Origin of the sequence: Corynebacterium sp. LK2537 (assembly GCF_040946485.1) — a bacterium.
Classification (GTDB): Bacteria; Actinomycetota; Actinomycetes; order Mycobacteriales; family Mycobacteriaceae; genus Corynebacterium.
The window spans coordinates 105588-131508 of the sequence record NZ_JAYWLQ010000004.1 but is presented as its reverse complement, the minus strand read 5'-3'; the positions used below and the strand labels follow the sequence as shown (position 1 = coordinate 131508).

Below are 25921 nucleotides of genomic sequence, written 5' to 3'. Positions count from 1 at the left end.
CGGCACTAGGCCGGCCACTTGGCGGGGCCGGGGCGCCCGGCCAGCCAGATGCCGCCGGCGATGAGGGCGGCGATGCCGGCGACCACGCCGGCGCCGATGCCGACCTCCTTGGCGCCGGGCAGGGTGAACAGGGGCTCGGGGTCCTTGAAGGTGCGGATGTCCCAGCCGTGCTCTAGGGCGTGCTTCTTCATGGCCCGGTCCGGGTTGACGGCCACGGGGTTGCCCACCTTTTCCAGCATGGGGATGTCGGTGGCGGAGTCGGAGTAGGCGAAGCTGCGGGGCAGGTCGTAGCGGCCGGACTCGGCGAGGCGGTCGAGGGATTCAGCCTTGGCCGGGCCCTTGCAGTAGTAGAGGACCTCGCCGGTGAACTTGCCGTTTTCGGCGGCGAGCTCGGTGGCCACGACCTGGTCCACGCCGAGCTCGTCCGCGATGAGCTGGACCAGCGGGCGCGCGGAGGCGGAGATGATGATGACCTCGTGGCCGGCGGCCTGGTGGTAGGTGATCAGCTCGCGGGCCTCCGAATAGATGGCCGGGGTGAGCACGGTGTGCATGGTCTGCTGGGCGATGGCCTCGACCTCGTCCACGGGCCAGCCGGTGACCATCTTGGCGAGCTGGTCGCGGGTGGCGTCCATCTGCTGGCTGGACTGGCCGGCCATCATGAAGCTGGTCTTGGCCAGGGACAGCTGCAGGGCCTCCGTGGGGGTAATCAGCCCGTTGTGCATGAACTCTTTGCCGAAGGCGAACGCCGAGGAGGTCGCGATGATCGTCTTATCGAGATCGAAGAAGGCCGCCACGCGGGCGGTGTCGGCGGGGAGGCGTTCGGGCTGGCGAGTCATATGGGTGAAATCCTGGCGCTAATTTCCGTTACTGAAGTGTCTGTCGAGTCCTGTGTTGCAATTGTTATGTTTGTGTTTAATCTACCGCAGTTTCCGGCAGTTTCCTAGGGGAGCCGGGATACTACCTACTCAATCGTAGGTTTGGCCTCGATGGTTACACTCCGCCGGCAGCCGCGCAAGGGCGAACGCCGGGTCATTCACACCAGGATGGTTACATGTGTCGCGGGCCACTCATGAGTGGCCACCTGCGGCGGGGTTGTCCACAGGCGTTGTCGCCCGCCCTGGATTGGGCGGGGGACACCGGCCAGAGTGAGGGGCATGAACGCACCGATTACTGACTTCATCCTCATCGCGGTCACGGACCCGCTGCTTATCCCCGAGGCCCAGCACGCCGCGGCGGCAGCCAGCGCGGAGGTCCGGCACGCCGTCGACCCGCGGGAAATCTCCCGGCTGGCGGCCCAGGCCCGGGCCGTGGTGGTCGATGAGACCACCGCCGCCCACGTGGCCAGCCTGCGCGGCCGGGCCCCGGTCTATTTCGTGGGCAATGAGCCCGGCCCGCTCAACTACGAGGCGGCGCTTAACTGCCACGCGGAGGCGGCGTTTATCCTGCCGGCGGAGTCCCGCCAGCTGCTGGAGACCCTGGGCGAGGTCATGCGCGGGCCCGAGGAGGCCAACGCCGAGCACCGCCTGGTGGCCGTGGTGGGCGCCGGCGGCGGGGCCGGGGCATCGCTGCTCGCGGCCGCGCTGGCCCGCACGGCCGGCCAGCACTCGGCCTGCGGGGCGGTCATGCTGGTCGACGCCGGCGAGTTCTCCGGCGGGCTGGATCTTCTCCTGGGGCTCGAGCAGCAGCCCGGGGCGCGCTGGCCGGAGCTGCGCCTGGGGCAAGGTGCTATCGCCGGGAACGAGCTGCGGGCCGCGCTACCGACCACGGCGGACGGGATAGCGGTGCTTTCGGCGGCGCGCAGCGCGGTGGCCGATCCGTTTCGCCTCGAGCTGGCCGCCGTCGAGGCCGCCGCGGAAAGCGTGCGCGGGCAGGCGGGGATAAGCATCTTCGACTGCGACTGGCACCTGCTGCCGCGGCAGGCCCAGCACGTGGTGGTGCTTACGGCCGCGGAGGTGCGCTCGACTGCGGTGGCCGCCCAGCTGGTGGCCCGGCTGGCGGCGGACAACCGCCGCTGCCACCTGGTGGTCCGGGACCGCGGCTGGTCGGGGCTCGGCCTGGGGGAGGTCGAAAAGATCTGCCACGCCGACGCGGTCGCGCAGGTGCCGACCAGCAAGAAGCTGGCCGCGGCCGTGGAGATGGGCGGGCTGCCGCAGCGCCTGCCCCGCGCCATCGATGCCACCTGCCGCCAGATCCTGCAGGCGGTGGGCCAGGATGTCTAAGGTCTCGCGGCCTGCGCCGACGCCGTCGCCGGCGCAGCTTATCGACAGCCTCCAGCAGTGCGTGGCGGCCGAGCCGGAGCTGCTTCACCGGCCCGCCGAGCTGGCGCGCCGGGTCCGCCAGGAGGCCGGCGTCATCACCGACGTGGAGGTCCTGCGCGTGCTGCGCCAGCTGCGCGACGACACCACCGGGCTGGGCCCGCTGGAGCGGGTGATGAGCTACCCCGGCGTCACGGACGTGGTGGTCAACGGCCCGCACTCCGTCTTCGCCGACACCGGGGCGGGGCTCGCGGAGGTCCCGGTCCGCTTCGCTGACGATGCCGAGGTCCGCCGCCTGGCCACCCGCCTGGCCGTGGGCTGCGGGGCGCGCCTGGACGACTCCCAACCCTTCGCCGACGGGCGGCTCGAGCGCAGCGACGGCACGGTCCTGCGCCTGCACGCGGTTCTGTCCCCGCCGGCCGAGGGAGGGACCTGCCTGAGCCTGCGCGTGCTGCGGCAGGCGCAGACCAGCTTCGCGGAGCTCGTCGACAACGGCACCATCGACCCGGCGGTCGCCCCGGTCATCCGGGATCTCGTCGCCGCCCAGGTCTCCTTCCTGGTGGTCGGGGGCACCGGATCCGGCAAGACGACGCTGCTCTCGGCGCTGCTGGGCGAGGCCGATGCCGCCCAGCGCCTGTTGGTCATCGAGGACACGGCCGAGCTCAAGCCCAACCACCCGCACGTGGTCAGCCTGGTCGCGCGTGGCTCCAACGCGGAAGGGCGGGGCGAAATCACCATGGCCACCCTGCTGCGGCAGGCGCTGCGGATGCGCCCGGACCGGATCATCGTCGGCGAGATCCGCGGCGCGGAGGTCGTGGACCTGCTGGCGGCGCTGAACACCGGGCACGACGGCGGGGCGGGGACCTTGCACGCCAACTCCCTGGCCGAGGTTCCCGCCCGCATGGAAGCCCTCGCCGCCCTCGGCGGGCTGGATCGGGCGGCGCTGCACTCCCAGCTGGCGGCGGCGGTGCACGTGGTCTTCACCACCGAGCGCGGCCGGGACGGGCGCCGCCGGCTGGCCCAGATCGGTCTCCTGGAGGGCAACCCGGTGCGGGCGCGCGTGGTGTGGAGCGCGGAGTCCGGCCCGCGCGAGGGCTTCGCCGAATTCGCCGCCGAGCTTTCCGGGAGGCTGGCATGACTAGTGTCCTGTGGTGTTTGGCCGCGGCTGCCGGCGTGTGGGCCACGCTGCCCTCTGCGGCGGCCCGCCTGGGAGGGGCCCGCGGCGGCGCGCCGGGCGGGCGGGGCTCGCTGCGCGCCGCGCCGGCCGTGCTGGCCGGGGTCTTCGCGGTGACGCTGGTCAGCCTGTGGGTGGGCCGGGCCAGCGTGGTGGTCGCCGGGGCCGTGGTGGCCGCGACGGTCTGCTGGGTGATCCGCGGCGTGCGGCGCAACCGAAACCTGCGCGCCGAGCGGGAGGTGTTGGCCGCCTTCCTGGGCACCGTGACCGGCGACCTGCGGGCCGGGTCCACCCTGCCGACGGCGTGGGCGCGCGGGGCGGAGGCCCTGCCGGCGGGCGGGCCGCCGGGCCTGCGCGACGTGTTAGTCAGCGCCGGGGTGGTCGCCGCCCGCGGCGGCAGCCTCCCGCAGGTGCTGCAGGCCAGCCCGCAGCTGCGCGGCCTGGCCCAGCTGTGCGCGCTCAGCGACGACTACGGCATCCCCCTGGCCCGCCTGATGGAAAGCGCGCAGGCGCGCTTCGACGCCGCCCGCCGGCACGCCCAGGCCACCCGGTCGAGCCTCCAGGGCCCACAGGCCACCGCCTACGTCCTGACCTGCCTGCCGCTGGCGGGGATCGCCATGGGCGTGGTGATGGGCGCCGACCCGGTCGGCTTCCTCTTCGGCGGCGGGCTGGGCGGCGTCCTGCTGGTCTTAGGGGTGGTGCTGGCCTGCGCCGGGTTCGCGTGGTCGCGCTACATCATCGGGAAGGCGGCGGGCTGATGTCATCACTGGCGTTTTCTGGAGGGCTGTCCTTGCTGTTGTTGGCCGCGGCGGTGGCGTGCCTGCCCACGGCGGCAGGTACCCGGGTCATACCGAAGACCCCGCGCGATGGCCCATCGGCGCTCCTGCGGGGGATTTCGGAGCGCCTCACTACGCGGCAGGGGCCCGACCCGCTGGATGTCGCCAGCGACGTCGAGCTCTTCGCAGCTTGCCTGCGGGCCGGGCTGTCCACCCAGCAGGCGGCCGGCGCCCTGGCCCGGGTAGGCCAACTATCCGAGCGCTGGGGCGAGGTGGCCGCGCTGCTGGCGGTGGGGGCCCGGGGGCAGCGGGCCTGGGGGCGGCTGGGAATCGATGAGCTCGCCCGCCTCGTGGTCATGTCCGGGCAGTCCGGCGCGGCGATCGCGCGGGGCTGTGAGCGCATCAGCCACACGCTGCGGGTGGATGCGCAGGCCCAGGCGACCGCGGCGGCGGAGCGGGCCGGCGTCTTCGTCGCCCTGCCGCTGGCCGTGTGTTTCCTGCCCGCCTTCGTGGTGCTGGGCTTGGTGCCGGTGGTGATAAGCCTCGGCGCGCAGCTGCTCTAACCGGGCAGCTTCGACCTGTTCCTGTTCGCACGACCATTCAACCAACCACATTCCACCAACCAACTGACACTCAGAAGCCAAGAAAGAAAGGGAAAATACCATGAAAATTACCACCTACCTGCGCAAGAAGGTCTCGGTCCTGGGCAACGAGGACGGGATGTCGACCATCGAATACGCCATGGGGAGCCTGGGGGCCGCGGCCCTGGCGGCGGTGCTCTACATGGTCATCAACAGCGGCGGGGTCTCCGACGCCATCGAGGGGATTATCACCGACGCCCTCTCCAACACCCCGGGTTAAGCCATGCGCGATGATTCCGGTTCCGTCAGCATCGAGGCCGCCCTGGCTTTGTCCAGCCTGGTCATCGTGGCCGCCGCCATCCTGGGCGGCATCGCGACGCTGGCCGCGCACTTGACCGCCGTCGATACCGCCGGCGCGGCCGCCCGCGCCCACGCCATCGGGGTGGACTACGTCCCGCCCCGGAGCGATATCGAGGTCGCGGTCACCGAGTCGGGCGGGCTGGTCACCGCCGAGGCCCGCGTGCCGGCGGCGCTGGGCACGATGAGCCACACCGCCGTCTTCCCGGCGGAGGTCTCCGGTGAATAGCCCGGTCTCGGCGCGCGGGCAGGAGGACGGCTACGCCACCGTGACCGCGGCCGGAATCATCGTGGCCCTAGCCAGCGTCCTGCTGGCCGTGGCGGGGATCGCCGCGCACGTCATCGCCCGCCACGAGGCCCAGGTGGCGGCGGATCTCGCCGCGGTCGCCGGGGCCTACGCGCTGGCCACCGGCGGTGATGCCTGCCCGGCGGCCCGGCGCACGGCCGAAGACAACGCCGCCCGCCTGGACCGGTGTACCGTTTCCGGCCGCGACGTCGTGGTCGGCGCGTCGGTGCGCTGGCGCGGCGCCCAGGCCAAGGCCGGGCCCGTCTAGTGTGCCCGCGCTAATCCAGTAACACTCCGAATAAGTATCACTCCGAACCGTCCTGGGAGCCCTGCGTCATCGTGACCAGGGCTCTCAGCAGTTTCAGGGCCCCGGCCTTGTCGAGGGGGTTGTTGCCATTGCCGCACTTTGGCGACTGCACGCACGACGGGCAGCCCGACTCGCAGCCACAGGAGCGCACGGCCTCGAAGGTGGCCTCAATCCACTCCGGGAAGCGGCGGAAGCCTTCGTCGGCGAAGCCGGCCCCGCCGGGGTGGCCGTCGTAGACGAAGACGGTGGGCAGCTGGGTATCCAGGTGTCGGGCCGTCGAGACCCCGCCGATGTCCCAGCGATCGCAGGTGGCCAGCAGCGGCAGCAGCCCGATGGCGGCGTGCTCCGCGGCGTGCAGGGTGCCCGGGGTATCGGCCGCCGTGACCCCGATCTTGTCCAGAACCAGCGGGTCGATGGTATAGGCCACCGCGCGGGTGCGCAGGCTCTGTTCCGGCATCTCCAGCGGCACCTCCTCGCCCACGGTGCCGTCCGGCAGGCGGACCACGTACCCGGTGACCTGGTTGGTGACCTCGACTTCCACGTTGGCCACCCACAGTCCGGGCGAGTAGTTGATGAGCTCGTCCGGCCCGGCCCCGGACAGGATCCGGATGTCGGTGGTGGAGTGGGCCTGCGTGGAATAGTCCGGCAGGTCGGGGCGCGCCAGGGCCACGTAGTCGTCCAGGTCGAGGTCCTCGATGACGAAGGTCTCGCCCTGGTGCAGGTAGACCGCGCCGGGGTGGACCTGGGCGGCGGCCCGGGCGGCATCGACGGTGCCCAGCAGGCGCCCGTCCGAGCTGTCGACGATCATGACCTCCTGGCCCGCCCCGCCGCGCAGGGCCACCTGCCCGTGGGCGGTCTCGGGGCGCCACTCACCCTCCAGCTGCGGGGTGGGGAACCAGCCGCGGGCCCGCTTCTTGATGAGCCCGTCGCGGGCCAGCGCCTCGACGACGTCGGGGGCAAAGGCGGCCTCGGCATCGCTGAGGGGCAGCTCCACGGCCGCGCAGTAGAGGTGCCCGTAGAGCAGGTAGGGGTTGCGCGGGTTGAACACGCTGGCCTCCACGTCGCGCTCCAGCAGGGCGGCGGGGTGGTGGACCAGGTAGGTGTCCATCGGCTCGTCGCGGGCGACCAGGACCACCAGGGAACCCTGGCCGCGGCGCCCGGCCCGGCCGGCCTGCTGCCAGAAGCTGGCGACGGTGCCGGGGAAACCGGCCGTGACCACCGCGTCCAGGGTGCCGACGTCGATGCCCAGCTCCAGCGCCGAGGTGGTGGCCACCCCCAGCAGGCTCCCGTCGTCGAGGCCGGCCTCTAGGGCGCGGCGGTCCTCGGCGAGGTAGCCGGCCCGGTAGGAGGCGATGCGCCGGGCGAAGTCGGCCCGGCCCAGGCGGCCCGACAGCTCCTCCTGGCAGAGCATGGAGACCAGCTCCGCGGCGCGCCGGGAGCGCACGAAGGTCAGGGTGCGCGCGCCCTCGGCCACCAGGGTCGCCATGATGTCGGCGGCCTCGGAGGTGGCGGCGCGGCGCGTGTTCTCGTCGAGGAAGCCGGGCTCCCACAGCATGATGGTGCGCGCCCCGGTCGGTGCCCCGTCGGCGGTCACGGCCTGCGCCGGCCGGCCGGTGAGCCGCTCCAGGTGGCGGGCCGGATCCCGCATGGTGGCCGAGGCCGCGATGATGGTGGGGTTCGCCCCGTAGTGGCGGCACAGCCGCAGCAGGCGGCGCAGCACCAGGGCGATATTGGCCCCGAAGACCCCGCGGTAGGAGTGGCACTCATCGATGACGATGAATTCCAGGTGCCGCAAGAACCGCGCCCAGCGCTGGTGGGCGGCCAAAAGCGAGACGTGCACCATGTCCGGGGTCGAGAAGACGAACCGGGAATTGTCCCGGATGCCGGCGCGGGCCTCGGCCGGGGTGTCGCCGTCGTAGGGGGCGGGGTTGGCCCAGCCGGCCAGGCGCCCGGCGGCCAGCAGCTGATCCGATCCCAGCGCCTTGGTGGGGGTCAGGTACAGCGCGCAGGCCGTCGGGTTGGCCGCCAGCCGGGTCAGGATGGGCAGCTGGTAGCCCAGCGACTTGCCGGAGGAGGTGCCGGTGGCCACCACCACGTCGTGGCCCGCCCACGCCGCCTGAGCCGTGGCGGCCTGGTGGCTGTAGAGCTTGCTGATGCCGGCATCGACCAGCACTTCCTTCAGCTTCGGGTCCACCCAGTCGGGCCAGTCCGCGTACTCGGCCGGGCGGGGCGGCAGTGTGGTCAGGTGGGTGCACTCCGACTCCGGGAAGCGGCGGGTGAGAATCTCCGCGAGCTCCGCGCCCAGCGGGTTCGGGGACTCAGCTACCATCGCGCATACCCCTTTCCGGGTGGAAAAATACCAAGAATTTTAGTCAATAAAGCCTCCCAAGACTATCGCGCGGCGCCAAAACGTGTCACACTTACCAGTGGTCGAAGATTTCTTAGCGCAGTGTTTAGATTTAGGTGCTCGTGAAAGATTTTGGAAAACGCGGGCACTTTCTGGCTTAGCCAGCAGAGAGGTTCGACGCCTCGACCACTTCGAAAAAGTTCAACACATCCCTATATACGCCGAAAGAGGTACATAATGGCACAGGGAACCGTCAAGTGGTTTAACGCTGAAAAGGGCTACGGCTTCATCGCTCCGGAAGATGGATCCGCAGACGTCTTCGTGCACTACTCCGAGATCCAGGGCGGCGGCTTCCGCACCCTGGAGGAGAACCAGAAGGTCTCCTTCGAGGTCGGCGAAGGCGCCAAGGGCCCGCAGGCCCAGGGCGTGACCGTCATCTCCTAAGGCGCGAAGCCTCCAGCTTTCGCCCTCGCTACCTGTTTTTTAAGGTGCGGGGCGAAAGCTTTTTTCATGCGCCGGACAGGGGAGTTTTAGGGGGTCTCGGCGTAGCCGTTGCGGGTGTCTTTCCAGTCCAGGATGCGGTTTTGCAGCCACTGGATGGCGAAGCCGATGACCACCGCGGCCACGATACTGACCAGCATGGCCACCAGGGGGGAATCCGAAAAGGCCATGCCGCCCAGGTAGCCGATGGCTAGGGCCTGGAAGGCCCAGATGGCCACGCCGATGCTGTCGAAGAAGAAAAACAGCGGCCACGGGTAGCGCACCGATCCCAGCAGGATGGTCATGAGCAGGCGCGCCGAGGGGATGAAGCGGGCGATGATGATGGCGGCCCCGCCGCTGCGCCGCATGTGGCGCTTGACCCACAGGAGGCCCTCGTAGGCCTTGGACCCGCGCCGCAGGCGCTGCACGTACGGCATGAAGCGGGTGCCCAGCAGGAAACACAGGTTGTCGCCCAGGATGGCGGCGAACAGGGCCGTGAAAAACATCACGGTCACGGACGGGACCCCTTGGCTGCCGGCCCAGGCCCCCACCAGGTTCAGGGGGATTTCGGACGGCAGGACGGGGAAGAAGCAGTCGAAGAAGATGAGGCAGCCGATGACCGGGTACACCCAGTCGGTGGTCATAATCGACTCGATGACCTGCAGGATTGAGTCCACCATGAGGCAGGCCACCTCCTTTGTGTAGTCGGGCCGTGCGCGCTGGCGCGGAGGGGGCAAGCGCCCGGGACGGTCCGCGATTAACAAGTTCAATAGTGCAGAATACACCCACCGCCGGCCAACGCTATACCCCATGGGTTATGCCCCCGTTGGGGCGGTAAATGTTGGTTTCGGGGCTAGACAAGTGATAAACAGTTCGGAAGTGGCCCCATTAAATACTGTATTACTGTGTAGCCGGTTTTGGCTCTGTGTAGGCTAGGGGCACTTGGCCTTGCCTGGGATGCGGCGCGCGAAAGCTCGGAAGCTAAAAGCGCGCGGCGCCCAAGGCGGGGCGGACAGCGTAAGTCTCGTGTGAGAAAGCCTCGAAAGGGATGAAGTCGAAGTGGCAGAAGCTTCCGACACGTCGGGCAAGACCCTGGTCATCGTAGAGTCGGCGACCAAGGCGAAAAAGATCCAGCCGTATTTGGGCGACGACTACATAGTCGAAGCCTCGGTCGGCCACATCCGGGATCTTCCCCGCGGGGCGGCAGACGTACCGGCGAAATACAAGAAGGAGTCCTGGGCGCGCTTGGGCGTGAACCCGGAGGACGACTTCACGCCGCTGTACGTGATCAGCGCTGACAAGAAGAAAAAGGTCGCGGACCTCAAGGCCAAGCTGAAGCAGTGCGATCAGCTCTTCCTCGCAACAGACCCCGACCGCGAGGGCGAGGCCATCGCCTGGCACCTGCTCGAGGTGCTCAAGCCCAAGGTGCCGGTGCGCCGCATGGTCTTCAACGAGATCACCAAGTCCGCCATCCTGGAGGCGGCCGAAAACACCCGCGAGCTGGACGAGAACCTCATCGATGCCCAGGAGACCCGACGCATCCTGGACCGCCTCTACGGCTACGAGGTCTCCCCGGTGCTGTGGAAGAAGGTCATGCCGCGCCTGTCGGCCGGCCGCGTGCAGTCGGTGGCCACCCGCGTCGTCGTCGAGCGCGAGCGCGAGCGCATGGCGTTCATCGCCGCCGACTACTGGGACCTGGCCGCCGACCTGGACACCGGCAACACCGGATCCGCGGAGCCGCGGACCTTCTCCGCCCGCCTGGCGGCCGTCGATGGCCAGCGCGTGGCCGTCGGCCGCGACTTCGACGACCGCGGCCGCGTCAAGAACGACGACGTCGTGGTGCTGGGCCAGGAGCAGGCCGAGGCCCTGGCCGACGGGCTGAACGGCCAGTCGGTGAGCGTGGCCAGCGTGGAGCACAAGCCCTATACCCGCAAGCCCTACCCGCCGTTTATGACCTCGACCCTGCAGCAGGAGGCGGGTCGGCGCCTGCACTTCACGTCGGAGCGCACCATGCGCATTGCGCAGCGCCTCTACGAAAACGGTCACATCACCTATATGCGTACCGACTCCACCTCGCTGTCCAAGCAGGGGCTGCACGCGGCCCGCAACGCCGCGACCAGCATCTACGGCCAGGAATACGTGGCCAGCTCCCCGCGCGTTTACGACCGCAAGGTCAAAAACTCCCAGGAGGCCCACGAGGCCATCCGCCCGGCCGGCGAGTCCTTCGCCACCCCGGGGCAGCTGTCCGGCCAGCTGGACGCGGAGGAGTTCCGCCTCTACGACCTCATCTGGAAGCGCACCGTCGCCTGCCAGATGGAGGACGCCAAGGGTACCTCCATGAAGGTCACGGTGGCCGGCACGGCCGCCACCGGCAACGAGGTGGACTTCACCGCCACCGGCCGCACGATCACCTTCCCCGGCTTCCTGAAGGCCTACGAGGACCCGAGCAACCCGGGCAAGGGCGGCAAGAATGACAAGGACGACGCCAGCAAGCGCCTGCCCCAGCTGCGCGAGGGCCAGGGCCTGACCATCGCCGATCTCAAGGCCGAGGGCCACTCGACCAACCCGCCGGCCCGCTACACCGAGGCCAGCCTGGTCAAGAAGATGGAGGACCTGGGCATCGGCCGCCCGTCGACGTACGCGTCCATCATCAAGACCATCCAGGACCGCGGCTACGTCGTCTCCCGCGGCAACGCCCTGGTGCCCAGCTGGGTGGCCTTTGCGGTCACCGGGCTGCTGGAGAACAACTTCACCGAGCTGGTGGACTACGACTTCACCTCCTCGATGGAGGACGAGCTGGACGCCATCGCGGCCGGCAACCAGGACCGCACCCAGTGGCTGAAGGACTTCTACTTCGGCAACGCGCAGGTGGGCCAGCAGAAGGCGGCATCGGTGGCGCGCCACGGCGGCCTGAAGTCGCTCATCGACGTCAACCTGGAGCAGATCGATGCCCGCCAGGTCAACTCCCTGAAGCTCTACACCGACTCCGAGGGCCGGGACGTGGTGGTCCGCGTGGGCCGCTACGGCCCGTACATCGAGCGGGTCATCGGCCGCGACGAGGAGACCGGGGAGCCGGTCTACCAGCGCGCCAACCTCTCGGAGACCACCACCCCGGACGAGCTGACCGAGCAGCTGGCCGAGAAGCTCTTTGCCACCCCGCAGGGCGGCCGCGAGCTGGGCGAGAACCCGGCCAACGGCCGCATGGTGGTGGCGAAGGAGGGCCGCTTCGGCCCGTACGTGACCGAGGTGGTCCGCGACGACGAGCGCGCCACCGCGGAGGCAGAAGCCGAGGAGGTCGTCGCCAAGGAGCGCGCCGAGGAGGACGCGCAGCGGGCGGCCGAGGGCAAGCGCGCCAAGAACTGGGAGACCAAGACCGCGGCCAAGCAGAAGGAAAAGCGGGTCGCCCAGTACATCGACGAGAAGCTTAAGCCGGGCACGGCCTCGTTGTTTAGCTCGATGGAACCCTCCGAGGTCACCCTGGACGAGGCCCTCAAGCTGCTCTCCCTGCCGCGCGAGGTGGGCGTGGACCCGTCCGACGGGGAGGTCATCACGGCCCAGAACGGCCGCTACGGCCCCTACCTGAAGAAGGGGACGGACTCTAGGTCGCTGGCCAACGAGGAGCAGATCTTCAGCATCACCCTGGACGAGGCCCGCCGCATCTACGCGGAGCCGAAGCGCCGGGGCCGCCAGGCCGCGCAGCCGCCGCTGAAGCAGCTGGGCGACAACGACGTCTCCGGCAAGCCGATGACGGTCAAGGACGGCCGCTTCGGCCCCTACGTCACCGACGGGACCACCAACGCCTCCCTGCGCAAGGGCGATAAGCCCGAGGCCATGACCGACGCGCGCGCCAACGAGCTGCTCTCGGAGCGCCGCGCCAAGGAGGCCGCCAACGGCGGTTCCAAGGCCAGCAAGAAGGCGGGCAAGAAGTCGAGCAAGAAGTCCACCAAGAAGTCGACCAAGAAGTCGACTAAAAAGTCGACGAAGAAGGCAGGCAAGAAGACGGCCAAGAAGCCGTCGCCGGGCACTAAGAACGTGGTGAAGGCGGGTTCTCGCCGGTCGAAGTAGGCGCGTTGGCCGCGTCAAGCGTGCCGGGCGCCTGCGGCGTGCGGTACTTGGCCGGTAGCTCGGCCCGCCGGGTCGGCCCGTAGGCCAGGCGCCGGTGGGCCCATTCCAGCGGGCCGGGCGCGCCCAGCGCCTCCAAAACGCAAGCCAGCACCAGGGTGATAAGCCAGGTGACAAAGGCCAGGACCAGCATCTGGGCGGCGCTAAAGTCGGCGCCGATGCCGGCGGTAAACGGGAAGGTCAGCGCCAGCAGGATGACCGACTGCATGACGTAGCCGCTCATCGAGCGCTTGCCCAGGGCGCTGAACGGCCACAGCCACCGCGGCATCGCCGCGCCGGCGGAGACCGCCTTTTGCACCGGGTTGAGCACGAGCGCGACCGCGGCGAGGATGCCGGGCCCGCTCAGGATGCCGACGGTGAAGTTGAGGGCCGCGAACACCGGGGTGAGGTTGTCGGGCAGGACCCCGATGGCGCACAGCCCCCAGGGCAGCCCGATAAGTAGCACGACGGCGGCGGCGATGCCGGTCCAGGCCAGCAGGGTGCCGCGGTGGGCGTCGACGTCGGCGAGCACGCCCCGGCGGGCCCAGACGAAGCCGACCAGCATCACCGGCAGGTACATCAGCATAAACAGCGGGGCTCCGACCAGCTGGCCCAGCATCACGATGAGGTTCTCGCCCAGCATGCCCAGGAAGGTCTCGGCCGGGGCCGTTGCCCCCGCGCTGAAGGGATCGGCGCCGGCAAAATCGTCGCGCAACCAGGCCACCAGGGCGGCGATGGCTGCCCCGCCGACGCTGACCAGCCCGAGCAGGCCGTAGACGATGCGCAGCAAGACCTTGTCGGTCAACGACAGCAGGAGCGCGATGAGGATGCCGCACAGGCCGTAGAACATCATGATGTCGCCGCTGAACAGGAAGATGCCGTGGGCCAGACCGAAGACGGCCAGGAGGCCGTAGCGCTTGACGATGACGGACCGGGTAGCCGGCAGCGGGAAGCCGCGGCGCCACAGGCTCATGGTGATAAGGCCGACGCCGAAGCCCAGCAGGGTGGAAAACATCGGCAGCCCGCGGTCGTGAGCGAACATCGCGGCAAACAGCGCCGCGGCCTTATCGGCCGTGCTGTCGCCGTCGATGCCGCCGAACATCCCCGCCGGACCCGTCCCGTGGGTCAGCCAGGCGGTGGACATGTTGGCGATGCAGATTCCCAGCAGGGCCAGCCCGCGGGCGATGTCGGGCACGACCATGCGGGGCCTATGAGTCGGTTGAGTCATGCCTAACAAGATAACTTAATGGCCCCGGCCGCGCAGGCGGCGGTCGCCGGCGCTCTTTCCCGGCCGGTGTTGGGGGCTACTGCGCGGGCTACTGCTCGGCGCGGTCGGCCAGGGTGGCGCGGATGGGCCGGGCCAGCTGGGTCATGCGGCGGCGCCCGCGCAGCTCGATGGACTTCATGAAGGTCCAGCGGGCCTGCTCCGCCTCGTTGGCGGTGCGCAGGGTCGAGGCGTTGGTGAGCACGCGGCCCGGGGTGTCCTTGGCCAGCTCGGTCAGGCGGGCGGCCTCGTTGACGGCGTCGCCGATGACGGTGTACTCGAAGCGATCGGCGCCGCCGATGTGGCCGGCCACCACGTGCCCGGCGGCCACCCCGATGCCGGCCTGCAGCTCCAGGTTGCGCAGCTCCTGGCGCAGCTCGCGGGCCGCCTGCAGGGCCATCGAGGTCGAGTCGTTGACGTTGATGGGGGCGCCGAAGACCGCCAGGGCCGCGTCGCCCTGGAACTTATTGATGATGCCGTGGTTGTGGTGCACGACGGTCACGACGTGCTCGAAGAACTTGTTGAGCTCCTCGACGACCTTTTCCGGGGTGTGGTTGACCGCGAAGGTGGTCGAACCGATGACGTCGATGAACAGCACGGCGACCTTGCGGTCCTCGCCGCCCAGCTCCGGGCTTTCCTCCAGGGCGCGTTGGGCGACCTCGGTGCCGACGTACTGGCCGAAGATGTCGCGCACCCGCTGGCGCTCTCGCAGGCCCTTCATCATCTCGTTGAAGCCGGCCTGCAGCACGCCCAGCTCGGATCCGTCGTAGATGTCCACCTCGACGTTCTGCTCGCCGCGGCGCACCCGGTTGATGGCGTCCTGGAGCTCCAGGATGGGATCGACCACGCTCATGATGGCGAAGGAGGTGCCGATGAAGCCGGTGCCCATCGCCGTGATCGCCAGGACCAGGATGGCGGGGATGAGGTCGTCGGCATCGGAAGTAAAAAAGCCGGAGCGCTGCCCCAGCAGGAGCAGGACGATGCCCAGCATGGGCACGCCCGCCGTCATCGCCCAGGAGGCGGTCAGGCGGGTCTTGATGGGCGGCTCCAGGGAGGAGTCCTCGAAGCGGCGGGCCAGGGCGTTGGCGGCGACGGGGCGGACCAGGCGCTCGGCCTGCAGGTAGGTCAGCAGGACCACGACCATGCCGGCCAGGATGGTGGACAGCCCCACGACTAGGCCCAGGCGGCCGTCGACGGAACTGGTCAGAATCACCGAAATGACGATGCCGATGGCCCAGACCACGGCCGCCACCCCGGCCTGGTAGACGGGGATGCGCAGCACCAGGTTGCGCACCATGTTCGGATCGTGCGCGTCCGGGTTGCGCTGCCAGTCCAGCACCGGCCTAAACAGCAGCAGGGTCACGGCGATGCCGACGATGACGGCGAAGAGCACGTAGAGCACGCCGATCCAGGCCAGGCCCGGCACGCTCTCCTTGAATTCGGCGATCTCCGGCATGGGCAGGAATACCGCGACGAACATCATGATGGCCACGGCCCCGATGATGTTGGCCCCGAGGACGACGGCGGCATAGATCGGCCACTGGGTCTCCAGTAGCCATCGCAGTCTCCGCACAGTAGAGCTCATGTCTTAATACTCTAACCGCTCGCCGCCGCACTGTGGGTTAGTAGGATGGGGCGGGTGAGTACTCCAGATGTGGCACAGCGGTTGGCCGACACCCCCGCGGTCCGGGACACCATCCTCCGGGCGGCGGCCGGGGCCCGCGGCCTGCCCGGGGCAGACCCCCGCGCGATGAGTCATTCCTGGCTGTTCACCGGGCCTCCCGGGGCCGGTCGCTCCCAGGCGGCGCTCGCCTTCGCCGCGGCGCTGATGTGCGAGCGGGGCGAAAAACTGGGCTGCGGCGAATGCGCGTCCTGCCGGGGCATCCTCGAGGAGGGCCGGCACACCGACCTGGTCTACCTGCGCCCCCAGGAGCTGTCGATCGCGGTGGATACGGTCCGCGACATCATCGGCCAGGCGGCCTCGCGCCCGACGGTGGCGCGCTGGCGGGTTATCATCTTCGAAAACGCCGATCGGCTCACCGACGGGGCGGCCAACGCCCTGCTCAAGACGGTCGAGGAGCCCACTGCCAGCACGGTCATCGTCATGCTGGCGCCTTCGGCGGACCCGGAGGATTTCTCGCAGACCCTGCGATCGCGCTGCCGGCACCTGTACATCCCGGCGCCGTCGACGGAGGCCATCGTGAGCCAGCTGGTGGCCGAGGGCGCCGGCGAGTCCGATGCCCGGCTGGCCGCCGTGACCTCCCTGCGGCACGTGGGCCGGGCCCGGCGCTTGGTCACCGATCCCGCGGTCCAGCGGCGCCGCGCCCAGTCCATCAACCTGGCCGAGGAAATCTTCCAGGGATCGCAGGGCTTCCAGGCGGCCGGCGCCCTAATCAAGGCCATTGAGAAGGAGTCCAAGGAGGCCGGCGTGGAGGCCGACGAAAAGGAAAAGGCCGACTTGGAAAAGGCCTACGGGGCCGGCGGCAAGGGCAAGGGCGCGGCCAAGGCCCAGCGCGACGTGCGATCGGCGGTCAAGGATCTGGAAAAGATCCAGAAGAAGCGGGCCACCCGCCGGGTGCGGGACCTGCTGGACCTGGCGCTGGTGGATCTGGCCGGCATCTACCGTGACGCGCTCATGCTGCGGGTGGGCGCCGACGTGGAGATGACCCACCCGGACTTTTCCGGCCTGGCCCAGGAGCTGGCCCAGCGCGTCGGGGAGGAAGGGCTGGTCGCCTGCCAGGAGGCGATCGTGACCTGCCGCAACCACATCGCCGTCAACGTCGCCCCCGGCACCGCCTTCGACGGGCTGGTCGGCCGCCTGCGGCGCGCCTGCGGGGCCTGATGCTCGACCTGATTTCTCGATTGGGGACCGGCTAGGTTAAACTTTGCGGTGCTGCACAGTACTGCTGTGGTACCAGCAGGCCGCTTTAGCTCAGTCGGTAGAGCGTTTCACTCGTAATGAAAAGGTCGCGAGTTCGATTCTCGCAAGCGGCTCTCGTGAAATAACCCGCCGTCTCCCTAGGTTTTCCCAGGAGGCCGGCGGGTTTTCGCATGCGGCGGGCCCGATCCAGCCCGACCCAGTCCGGCCCGGCCCGGCCTAGCGCGGCAGCTGGCGGGGCACGACCTTGCCGGTGGCGTTGCGCGGCAGCAGGTCCAGGAAGTGGACGTCGCGGGGCACGGAGTGATCGGCTAGGTTGGCGCGCACGAACTCGCGGATCTTGTCGGCGGTCAGTTCCTTGCCGGCGGGGGAGTCCTCCGGCACCACCCAGACGGCCACGCGGGCGAAGGTCTCCGGATCCTCGACGCCGGCGGAATGCAGCTCGCGGATGCCGTCCATGGTCTCGAGGACCTCGGTGACGGACTGGGGGTGGACGTTCTCGCCGCCCACGATGATCATGTCGTCGGCGCGGCCGACCACGTGCAGGTTGCCGTCGGCATCGATGCGCCCCAGATCCCCGATGGAGATAAGCCCCTGGGCCTGCTTGGACTGGATGGTGGGGTTGGTGTAGCCGATCAGGGCGGTCGAGTTGGTCAGGTAGATTTCTCCCACCTCGCCGCGGGGGACCTCGTGGCCCTCGCGGTCGAGGATGCGCAGGCGGGTGCCGGAGGCCACCTGCCCGCCGATGGTGGGATCGGCGGCGATCTGCTCGGCGGTGGCGGTGGCGGCCAGGGCCAGCTCGGTGGAACCGTAGATGTTGCACAGGATGGGGCCGAACCGGTCGATGGTCCGCTGCACGATGGACGGGCTCAGGGCGTGCCCGGAGGAGGCGATGAAGCGCAGCGAGGAGGCATCGTAAGCGCCGTCGGGATCGGCCTCGACCATGCGCAGGTAGAACACGGGGGAGGACAGCAGCCCGTCGAGGCGGTAGCGCTGGATGTCGCGCAGGCAGGCGACCGGATCGAAGACGCGGCGGGTGACGATGGTGTTGCGGGCCGCCAGCGCGATGTTCAGGCAGGCCCAGCCCCAGGTGTGGAAGATCGACGCGGTCAGCTGGATGCGCTGATCGGCGCGCCAGGGCATGGTCGACATGATGGAGGCGACCACCACCGGCAGGGTGGGCTCGTTGCGGATGATGCCCTTCGGGATGCCCGTGGTGCCCGAGGACATCAGCACGATGTGGCCGTGGCGCGGCAGGACGGGCAGGCGCAGGTGATCGACGCGCTCCGGGTGGCGGACGATGTCGGCCAGGCGCGGCCAGCGCCCCGCCTTGTGCGCCTGCCCCGACTCGTGGGCGATGATGACGTGGGTGGTCTCGTTGACGCCGGCGGGCAGGCGGTCGACGAATTCGTCGTCCATGACCAGGACGTTGATCTTGTTCTCGGCGATGACGCCGGCTAGCTGCTCGGCCGAGGAGCCGATGTTGAGCAGGAAGATGCTGCCGCCGGCCAGGCCCTTCGCGCCCAGCGGGATGATGATGCCGCGCCCGTTTCGGGCCATCACGCCCAGGCGGATCTCGTCCAGGTTGAGCGAGAGCAGGTGGCGGGCGAAGGTGCGGGCCTGATCGCGCAGCTGGCGGTAGGTCAGGGTGCCGTCGTCGTCGATGAGCGCCAGCCGGTCGGGGCAGGCGCGGGCGCCCTGCTCGAGCTCGCGGGCCGTGGTGAAGCGGTAGCGGGCCAGGATGGCCGGGGTGGCCGCGGCGGCACGCACCCCTCCGGCGGGGCTAACGATGCCGGTGCGCACCAGGCTGGCAGCCAGCCGCGCGAGCGCCCGGGAGTGGAAGGACAGTGAGTGGGCCGCCGAGGAAAAAGACATAAATACCAATCTAAAAGCTACGGGGTTGACATCCGGTATATCGCCGCGGGGGTGGCCCGGCGCTACCCGCCGGTAATGCCGGGGGTGTGTGCAGCGATTGATAAGTACCGGTCGTTGTGGCTGTGAATATAGTGTACTTTTGTAGGGGAATGTAGCGGAGAAAGGAAGCTCGTGTCTGTCGATCTACTGAAAAAGCCTGTTCTAGCCGTCTTTGTTTCTGTCTTTACTTTGCTGGCGGCGCTGCTGGCCGCCCCCGCCCCGCAGGCCCAGGCCGCCGAGCGCAACCTGGTCGCCTTCGGGGACTCGGTGCTGGCGGACCCGGACATGGGGACCTACCTGCGCGACCGCATCGGTGGCGCCTTCGACCAGCGCCCGCTGGGGGTCAACTGCCCGAAGGGCAACAACTACGCGGCCCGCACCGGCGCCAAGCTGGGTCTGCCGGTGCGCGACTTCTCCTGTTCCGGGGCGGCCTCCATGTCCCCGGGGCCGCAGATTTCCGCGCAGATCGACACCGCCATCGCCCGCGGGGCGCTGAACCCGTCGACGGCGCGCGTCATCTACGCCACCGGCTTTAACGACACCTACAACAACGCGAACCTGAACCAGGCCCAGATCCGGGACAAGTTCGTCCGCTTCAACCGCCCGCTCATCGACCGCATCCGCGCGGCCGCCCCCAACGCCCGCATCCAGATCGTGGGCTACCCGACCATCGGCGATGGGATCCACTACTGCCTGATCCACGCCGGTTCCTCCTGGGACCGCACCCCGCTGCCGCAGGTCGCCGACTTTGAGAACAAGGCCCAGTGGATGCAGGTCGACCTGGCCCGCGCGACCGGCACCGAGTTCGTCGACCTGAAGCCCTCGACCCGCAACGCCGGCATGTGCGGCCCGGACGGCAACCGCAAGTGGGCCGGCCTGGTGGACTTCAACGCGGGCGGCGGTAACCTGCCGCTGCACGTCAATGCCCGCGGCCACGAGCACATCGCGAACGTGTTGGCGGCGTCGTAGTCTCGCCCGTTCTTCCGCGCCCGTTCTGCGGGGAGGAGCGGGCGCCTAAACCCCTGGTTGCCCCGGCAATTGGGGGTTGTTTTCATTAGCTGCCGGGTAGTGAAAACATGGGTAGGCTCGCGGGTATGAGCGAGAAGAATGAACAGATTGTATCTGGTGTAATCGCCCGTTCGAAGGGCGCGGAAGTCGAGAAGGTCAACATTGTCATCCCGGCCCCGGGCCCGAATGACGTTGTCGTCAAGATCCAGGCCTGCGGCGTCTGCCACACGGACCTGGCCTACCGCAACGGCGACATCGAAGACGCCTACCCCTTCCTGCTCGGCCACGAGGCGGCCGGCATCGTCGAGACGGTCGGCGAGGACGTCACCCACGTCGCCGAGGGCGACTTCGTGGTGCTGAACTGGCGCGCCGTGTGCGGCGAGTGCCGGGCCTGCAAGAAGGGTGAGCCGAAGTACTGCTTCGACACCTTCAACGCCTCCCAGGCCATGACCCTGGAGGACGGCACCGAGCTGACCCCGGCCCTGGGCATCGGCGCCTTTGCCGAGAAGACCCTGGTCCACGAGGGCCAGTGCACCAAGGTGGATCCGGACGAGGATCCGGCCGCCGCCGGCTTGCTGGGCTGCGGCATCATGGCCGGCCTCGGCGCGGCCGTCAACACCGGCGAGGTCCAGCTGGGCGAGTCGGTCGCCGTCTTCGGCTGCGGCGGCGTGGGCACCGCGGCGGTGGCCGGCGCCAAGCTGGCCGGGGCCGCCAAGATCATCGCGGTCGACCTGGATCAGTCCAAGCTGGACGTGGCCCGCGAATTCGGCGCCACCGACACCATCTGCTCCGCCGGCATGGAGGAGCAGGAGGTCATCGACGCCGTCCGCGAGCTCACCGAGGGCTTCGGCGTCGACGTGGCTATCGATGCCGTGGGCATCCAGCCCACCTGGCGCCAGGCCTTCTACTCCCGCGACCACGCCGGCCGCCTGGTCATGGTGGGCGTGCCCAACCTGACCGACCACGTCGACGTGCCGGCCATCGACCTTTACGGCCGCGGCGGATCCATCCGTCCGGCCTGGTACGGCGACTGCCTGCCGGAGCGCGACTTCCCTGCCTACGTCTCGCTGCACCGCACCGGCCAGTTCCCGCTGGACAAGTTCGTCTCCGAGCGGATCGCCCTGGACGACGTCGAGCGCGCCTTCGGCACCATGCAGGAGGGCAAGGTCCTGCGTTCGGTCGTCGAGATCTAGGCCGGAGATTGAGGCCGCGCCTCCACGCCCCTAGATCCCTGATTCCTCTGTCTGAGTAACCGCACGATAAGGAGACTAACCACATGCGGATTGAAAACCTGGTGACTTCCGGCAAGTTCTGCCTCGACGGCGGCTGCTGGGACGTCGACAACAACGTCTACGTGCTGTCGGTCGGCGACTCCGTCGTGGTGGTTGACCCCTCCCACGATCTGGACGCGATTGCCGACCAGGTGGGCGACCGCGAGGTACGCGCCATCCTGCTCACCCACGCCCACAACGACCACTGCGAGCTGGCCCCGCGGGCGGCCCGCCGCTTCAACGCCCCGGTCTACCTGCACCCGGACGACGACGTCCTGTGGCAGGAGTCGAACGGCAACGAGCCCTACCTCCACCTTTACGACGGGCAGCGCTTCCTGCTCAAGGGCGAGGAGATCCGCGTGCTGCACACGCCGGGTCACTCCCCGGGCTGCGTGGTGCTCTACCTGCCGGGCGAGGAGACCCTGCTCTCCGGCGACACCCTCTTCTCGGGTGGCCCGGGGGCTACGGGGCGCAAGTACTCCGACTTCGATGTCATCGTCGAGTCCCTGCGCGACGTCGTCTTCTTCCTGCCGGCCGAGACCCGGGTGCTGCCCGGGCACGGCGATGCCACCACGGTCGGGGCTGAGGCCGACCGCATCGACGAGTACGTGCGCCGCGGCTACTAAGCGCCGCTAGCGATTACTGGGAGGGCCGGGCTGGACATTACCCGGCTGGGGCCGGGGTGCGGGCGGCCTTGAGGCCCACCGCTGCGGCCGCCACCCCGCTGATCCCGCAGGCCACCCAAGCGTCGGGGACGCAGCTGGCCAGGCGTGCCACCCATTCCTGCACGGCAAAGGCCTCCTCGGTGCCCACCGGGCTGGGCAGCAGGCTCGTGCCGTGGGAGAAGATAAACAGCACCCCGATGCCCACGAACAGGGCCCCGGCCAGCACCGACAGCGAATTGGTGCGGATGGGCCCCAGCTGCAGGGGACGCCCGCGCAGCCAGGGCCGGCGACCCAGATCGAAGCGATCCCAGGCGGCGGCCAGAACGAACAGGGGGATGGTCATGCCGAGGGCGTAAGAGAGCATCGTTAGCGCCCCGTAGCCCAAGGAACCGCTGACGGCGGCCGTGGTGAGGACCGCACCCAGCAGGGGGCCGGCGCAGAACCCGGCGAAGCCGTAGACGCAGCCCAGCAAGAAGACGCTCACGTAGCCGTCGCCGCGGACCTGCTGGCTGAGCCGGCCCAGCCCCGGGAGGGTGAAGCCGCCGCCGAGGGCGATAAAGATCCCGAGGGCCACCATGGCGGCCCCGCCGGCGGTGATGACGGCCTCGCGGTGCTGGTTAAACAGGCCGCCGATTCCTCCCAGCCCCGTGCCCACCGGCACCAGCACGGCCGCCAGCCCGCAGAAAAACACCCTGGTCCGGGCCACCAGCTGGGTCACCGACCGGAAGGCGTAGGCGAAAAAGGCCGGTAGCAGCAGCGCGGAGCAGGGGCTGGCAGCGACAAGACCCCGGTCAGGAAGGAACCCAGCAAGCCGATTTCCACCATGCGGTGCGTCTCCTTTCTCCTGAAGTCTCTTTAAGCTCTTGAAGTCTTCCCTTTAAGCTCCCAGCGCGCTGCCGAGGCCGAGCCCAAAGAAGAACCCGGTGCAGGCCAGCAGGGCGATGAACAGCCAGACGAGCCAGTGGGCCTTACGCACCCCGGGACAGCTCCTCCTCGATGACCTGGCGGAAGACATCCTCGGGCTGGGCGCCGGAGACGAATTGGTTGCCCACCACGAAGGACGGGGTGCCGGTGATGCCCAGGCTGGCCGCGTAATCGCGGGCGTCCTCGACGACCTGGGTGTAGGTGTCGTCGCCGGCCTCCTGGCGGAAGCGTTCGATGTCCTCGACGCCGGCCTCCTCGGCGAAGCGCACGTAGTCGTCCATGCCGAAGTTGGGGTGGCCGTCCATGTCGGCGCTGGCGGCGAAGGCGGCCTTCTGGAACTCCGTGAACTTGCCCTGGGCGGCCGCGGCCCGGCCGGCCTTCGCCCCATCGATGGCGAGGGGGCCGTTGACCGGGAAGTCATTCCACTCGATGCGTACCAGGCCCTTGTCGACGTAATCCGCGATGAGGGCGGGCGCGGTCTGGTTATGGAAGCGGGAGCAGAAGGGGCACTCGAAGTCGGAGAACTCGGAGATCACGACGGGGGCATCGAGGGTGCCGAGGGCGAAGGGATCGTTATCGGCCCGGCGGTGGACCTTGTCGATGTCCTCGTTGGAGGAGATGGTGCCGGCGGGGCCGTACAGCTTGGGATCGCCGTTGGGCTCTTCGAAGTTGGTGCCCGGGGCGGCCTGGGATGCCTCGTCTGATTGGCCGTCTGCCGGTTGGCTGTGGCTGGCCGCCCCGCTGCTGCTGCTGTTGCCGCCGTTGCTGGCGGCATCGTCGGCGTCGTTGCGGTCGGCGACCAGGAAGCCGATGACGATGGCCAACACCACGATGACGGCGGTGAGCACCCACACCAGGGCGGGGACGTCGCGGAGGGCGGAGGGGCGCTTCTGGCCCACCAGGGGTTGGTCGTACATTGAGCTATCGGGCACGGGGCCTCCTCCGTAAAGAACTCTAAAGGTGCGGCGTGAATAAACCTGCGTACCGGACAGTCTAGCCCGGGCGGGGTCGCGGCTAGTCCTCGGCCGCGGCGCGCAGATAGGCGCCGTAGCCCGATTTGTCGAGGCCGGCGGCCAGGCGCAGCAGCTGTTCGCGGTCGATGAAGCCCTCGCGGTAGGCAGCCACCTCGGGCGATCCCAGAACGGTGCCGGTGCGCTTCTGGATGACCTCGACGTAGGCGGAGGCCTCGCTCATCGAATCCACGGTGCCGGTGTCCAGCCACACGTCGCCGCGGCGCATGCGCTTGACCGAGAGTTCCCCGCGGCGCAGGTATTCCTCGTTGACGGCGGTGATTTCCAGCTCCCCGCGGGCCGAGGGCTGAATGGACCGGGCGATCTCGCAGACCTGGTTGTCGTAGAAGTACAGGCCGACGACGGCGTGGCTGGACTTCGGGTGTTCCGGCTTCTCCTCGATGCTGATGGCCCGCCCGTCGGGGGCGAACTCCACCACGCCGTAGCGCTGGGGATCGGAGACCTCGTAGGCGAAGATGACGCCCCCGTGCGGGGATCGGCACTCGGGCAGGGCGCTGCTGAAGCCGTGGCCGTCGAAGATGTTGTCGCCCAAAACGAGGGCGACGTCGTCGCCGCCGATGAACTCCTCGCCGATGATGAAGGCCTGCGCCAGGCCCTCGGGACGGGGCTGGACCGCGTAGGAGAGCATGAGGCCCAGCTGGGATCCGTCGCCGAGCAGGCGCTGGAAGGAGGCGGAATCCTCCGGGGTGGTGATGATGAGGATCTCCCGGATGCCCGCCTGGATCAGGGTGGACAGCGGGTAGTAGACCATCGGCTTGTCGTAGATCGGCATGAGCTGCTTAGAGATCCCCTGGGTGATGGGGTAGAGCCGCGTGCCGGAACCGCCGGCCAGGATGATGCCTTTCATGCTTTAAAAGTCTAGCTTTCCGCTTCCCCGGCGGCCGGGTACAACGCCAGGTAGAGGGCCAGGGCGGCCCGCCAGTTCTGGGGCCGGAAGCCGGTGGCCTCCAGCTTGCTCAGATCGAGGGTCGACTCGGCCGGGCGCGGGGCCGCGCCGGGCTGGGCGAAGTGATCGGTGGTGGTCGGGTGGACCTCGGCCGGATCGTGCCCGATGCCGATGAAGGCGGCCATCGCCAGCTCGTCCCGCCCGACGGTGTCACCGGAGTTGGTGACGTTGTAGACGCCGTACTCGGCCCCGGAGTCCAGCAGGTGGGCGATGGCCTTGGCCAGGTCCTCGGCGAAGGTGGGGCGGCCGCGCTGATCGGCGACGACCTCGGGCTCCACCCCGCGCAGGGCGAGGCCGCGCATGGCCTCGACGAAGTTGTTGCCGTCGCCGAAGACCCAGCTGGTGCGCACCACGTAGTGGCGGGCGGTGGCCTGGGCGGCGGCATCGCCAGCCGCCTTCGATGCCCCATACACGCTCAGCGGGCTCACCGGTTCTTGCTCGGTGTGGAGCTTCTCGGTGCCGTCGAAGATGTAGTCGCTGCTGACGTGCACCAAGGTCAGGTTGTGGGCGCTAGCGATGCCGGCCAGCCGCGCCACCGCCTCCGCGTTGACGGCCCAGGCGCCTGCGCGATCGCGCTCGGCCCCGTCGACGTTGTTGTAGGCGGCGCAGTTGATGATCGCGGAATACTCGCGCCAGCGGCGGGCCTCGGCGAGGCGGGGGTCGGTGATGTCGAGATCGGCGCGGGTGGCGAACTCGGCGTGGGGCAGGATCCGCCGGAGGGCGCGCCCCAGCTGCCCGTCGGCGCCGGTGACCAGGACCTTGCGCGGGGGCATCGGGGTCGCCTCGGAAAGCTGCGGGTGGGCCGCGTCCTTGTCGGAGATCTCGGTCGGATCCAGCGGCCAGTCCACCAGGTCGAGGTTGACGGCCGGGTAGGTGGCCTCCGGGGACCAGTGATCGTTGACCAGGTAGGAATAGGCGGTCGGCTCCAGGGCCTGGAAGCCGTTGGCCACCCCGCGGGGGACGAAGACGGCCGTGTCGGGGCCGATCGCGGTGGTGACCAACTCCCCGTAGGTCTCGGATCCTTCCCGCAGATCGCACCAGGCCCCGAAGACCTTGCCGTAGGCGACGGAGACCAGCTTGTCCCAGGGCTCGGCGTGCAGGCCCCGGGTCACCCCGGCGGTCGCGTTGAAGGACACGTTGTTTTGGACCGGCGCGAAGTCGGGGAGGCCGGCCGCGACCATCTTCTCCCGCTGCCAGTTCTCCTTGAACCAGCCTCGGTCATCCCCGTGGACGTCCAAGTCCACAATGAGGAGCCCCTCGATGCCCGTGGTGCGAATGTCCATTCTGTCCTTCCGTGGTTCTTAGCTGCTAGGTCTGGTTTTGAGTCTGGTAGTGGGTCTGGTTGTTAGACCTGGT

General features: G+C 69.1%; 23 protein-coding genes and 1 tRNA gene. 14 read left to right on the top strand and 10 right to left on the bottom strand.

The annotated features are described in order from the left end of the window. Positions 1–5: 5 nt before the first annotated feature. Complete coding sequence (locus VVS03_RS06735) at positions 6–836, bottom strand: HAD family hydrolase (RefSeq protein ID WP_368520470.1); 831 nt, start codon at positions 834–836, stop codon at positions 6–8. A 318-nt stretch (positions 837–1154) separates the two neighbouring features. Here VVS03_RS06735 and ssd point away from each other — a divergent pair, with 318 nt between their 5' ends. The 7 genes from ssd to VVS03_RS06700 all read left to right on the top strand — a co-directional run bounded on the left by ssd (position 1155) and on the right by VVS03_RS06700 (position 5697). Beyond that, on the top strand, positions 1155–2219 hold the full coding sequence (gene ssd / locus VVS03_RS06730; RefSeq protein ID WP_368521510.1) for a septum site-determining protein Ssd: 1065 nt from the start codon (positions 1155–1157) through the stop codon (positions 2217–2219). After that, positions 2212–3393, top strand: coding sequence for a TadA family conjugal transfer-associated ATPase (locus VVS03_RS06725; RefSeq protein ID WP_368534400.1), 1182 nt, complete (start codon positions 2212–2214; stop codon positions 3391–3393). The genes ssd and VVS03_RS06725 overlap by 8 nt, the downstream gene beginning before the upstream one ends. Further along, entirely contained in the window at positions 3390–4187 is a 798-nt protein-coding gene (locus VVS03_RS06720) for a type II secretion system F family protein (protein ID WP_368534401.1), read from the top strand. The genes VVS03_RS06725 and VVS03_RS06720 overlap by 4 nt, the downstream gene beginning before the upstream one ends. Continuing rightward, positions 4187–4768 carry a type II secretion system F family protein gene (locus VVS03_RS06715; protein ID WP_368534402.1) on the top strand — a complete coding sequence of 194 codons (582 nt, stop codon included), beginning with the start codon at positions 4187–4189 and terminating at the stop codon, positions 4766–4768. Before VVS03_RS06720 ends, VVS03_RS06715 begins: the two co-directional genes overlap by 1 nt. A gap of 100 nt (positions 4769–4868) precedes the next feature. Beyond that, a complete protein-coding gene (locus VVS03_RS06710) occupies positions 4869–5066 on the top strand; it encodes a DUF4244 domain-containing protein (protein WP_368521547.1) in 198 nt (65 codons plus the stop codon). A gap of 3 nt (positions 5067–5069) precedes the next feature. Then, the gene (locus VVS03_RS06705) at positions 5070–5372 is read left to right on the top strand and encodes a hypothetical protein (RefSeq protein ID WP_368534403.1); all 303 of its coding nucleotides are present in this window, start codon (positions 5070–5072) and stop codon (positions 5370–5372) included. Further along, positions 5365–5697, top strand: a complete 333-nt coding sequence (locus VVS03_RS06700; protein ID WP_368534404.1) for an Rv3654c family TadE-like protein — start codon at positions 5365–5367, stop codon at positions 5695–5697. The genes VVS03_RS06705 and VVS03_RS06700 overlap by 8 nt, the downstream gene beginning before the upstream one ends. A gap of 37 nt (positions 5698–5734) precedes the next feature. Here the strand turns inward: VVS03_RS06700 and VVS03_RS06695 are convergent, their stop codons facing one another. Next, positions 5735–8065: a DEAD/DEAH box helicase gene (locus VVS03_RS06695; protein ID WP_368534405.1), complete on the bottom strand. Its 2331-nt coding sequence runs from the start codon at positions 8063–8065 to the stop codon at positions 5735–5737. A 255-nt stretch (positions 8066–8320) separates the two neighbouring features. Between VVS03_RS06695 and VVS03_RS06690 the strand changes: the two genes are divergently transcribed. Further along, positions 8321–8527, top strand: coding sequence for a cold-shock protein (locus VVS03_RS06690; protein ID WP_296202465.1), 207 nt, complete (start codon positions 8321–8323; stop codon positions 8525–8527). A gap of 86 nt (positions 8528–8613) precedes the next feature. Here the strand turns inward: VVS03_RS06690 and VVS03_RS06685 are convergent, their stop codons facing one another. Next, positions 8614–9243 carry a DedA family protein gene (locus tag VVS03_RS06685; protein WP_368520461.1) on the bottom strand — a complete coding sequence of 210 codons (630 nt, stop codon included), beginning with the start codon at positions 9241–9243 and terminating at the stop codon, positions 8614–8616. Positions 9244–9622: 379 nt separating this feature from the next. On the opposite strand from VVS03_RS06685, the gene topA reads away from it, so the two are divergent. Continuing rightward, positions 9623–12628, top strand: coding sequence for a type I DNA topoisomerase (gene topA, locus VVS03_RS06680; protein ID WP_368534406.1), 3006 nt, complete (start codon positions 9623–9625; stop codon positions 12626–12628). Here the strand turns inward: topA and VVS03_RS06675 are convergent. Both VVS03_RS06675 and VVS03_RS06670 read right to left on the bottom strand, forming a co-directional pair. Next, on the bottom strand, positions 12588–13892 hold the full coding sequence (locus VVS03_RS06675) for a DUF418 domain-containing protein (RefSeq protein WP_368534407.1): 1305 nt from the start codon (positions 13890–13892) through the stop codon (positions 12588–12590). The genes topA and VVS03_RS06675 overlap by 41 nt on opposite strands. A gap of 88 nt (positions 13893–13980) precedes the next feature. Then, on the bottom strand, positions 13981–15513 hold the full coding sequence (locus VVS03_RS06670) for an adenylate/guanylate cyclase domain-containing protein (RefSeq protein WP_368534408.1): 1533 nt from the start codon (positions 15511–15513) through the stop codon (positions 13981–13983). A gap of 45 nt (positions 15514–15558) precedes the next feature. On the opposite strand from VVS03_RS06670, the gene VVS03_RS06665 reads away from it, so the two are divergent. Both VVS03_RS06665 and VVS03_RS06660 read left to right on the top strand, forming a co-directional pair. Beyond that, positions 15559–16770, top strand: a complete 1212-nt coding sequence (locus VVS03_RS06665; RefSeq protein ID WP_368534409.1) for a DNA polymerase III subunit delta' — start codon at positions 15559–15561, stop codon at positions 16768–16770. 79 nt (positions 16771–16849) lie between these two features. Then, positions 16850–16922 (top strand) — tRNA-Thr (locus VVS03_RS06660). Between the two features lie 103 nt (positions 16923–17025). On the opposite strand, the gene VVS03_RS06655 is transcribed toward VVS03_RS06660, so the two are convergent. Beyond that, positions 17026–18681, bottom strand: a complete 1656-nt coding sequence (locus tag VVS03_RS06655; RefSeq protein ID WP_368534410.1) for an AMP-binding protein — start codon at positions 18679–18681, stop codon at positions 17026–17028. A 171-nt stretch (positions 18682–18852) separates the two neighbouring features. Between VVS03_RS06655 and VVS03_RS06650 the strand changes: the two genes are divergently transcribed. The 3 genes from VVS03_RS06650 to VVS03_RS06640 all read left to right on the top strand — a co-directional run bounded on the left by VVS03_RS06650 (position 18853) and on the right by VVS03_RS06640 (position 21625). After that, positions 18853–19689 (top strand): GDSL-type esterase/lipase family protein, encoded by an 837-nt coding sequence (locus tag VVS03_RS06650; RefSeq protein ID WP_368520456.1) that lies wholly within the window; start codon positions 18853–18855, stop codon positions 19687–19689. A 125-nt stretch (positions 19690–19814) separates the two neighbouring features. Next, entirely contained in the window at positions 19815–20921 is a 1107-nt protein-coding gene (locus VVS03_RS06645) for an S-(hydroxymethyl)mycothiol dehydrogenase (RefSeq protein ID WP_368534411.1), read from the top strand. Positions 20922–21004: 83 nt separating this feature from the next. After that, the gene (locus VVS03_RS06640; protein ID WP_368521552.1) at positions 21005–21625 is read left to right on the top strand and encodes an MBL fold metallo-hydrolase; all 621 of its coding nucleotides are present in this window, start codon (positions 21005–21007) and stop codon (positions 21623–21625) included. Positions 21626–21662: 37 nt separating this feature from the next. Here VVS03_RS06640 and VVS03_RS06635 read toward each other — a convergent pair whose 3' ends face one another. From VVS03_RS06635 to rfbD, 4 genes are all read right to left on the bottom strand, one after another. Then, positions 21663–22418 (bottom strand): cytochrome c biogenesis CcdA family protein, encoded by a 756-nt coding sequence (locus VVS03_RS06635; RefSeq protein ID WP_368534645.1) that lies wholly within the window; start codon positions 22416–22418, stop codon positions 21663–21665. Positions 22419–22632: 214 nt separating this feature from the next. Beyond that, positions 22633–23490 (bottom strand): DsbA family protein, encoded by an 858-nt coding sequence (locus VVS03_RS06630; protein WP_368534450.1) that lies wholly within the window; start codon positions 23488–23490, stop codon positions 22633–22635. A 112-nt stretch (positions 23491–23602) separates the two neighbouring features. Beyond that, positions 23603–24466, bottom strand: a complete 864-nt coding sequence (gene rfbA, locus VVS03_RS06625) for a glucose-1-phosphate thymidylyltransferase RfbA (RefSeq protein ID WP_368534640.1) — start codon at positions 24464–24466, stop codon at positions 23603–23605. 11 nt (positions 24467–24477) lie between these two features. Next, complete coding sequence (rfbD, locus tag VVS03_RS06620; protein ID WP_368520450.1) at positions 24478–25848, bottom strand: dTDP-4-dehydrorhamnose reductase; 1371 nt, start codon at positions 25846–25848, stop codon at positions 24478–24480. Between the last annotated feature and the right edge of the window lie 73 nt (positions 25849–25921).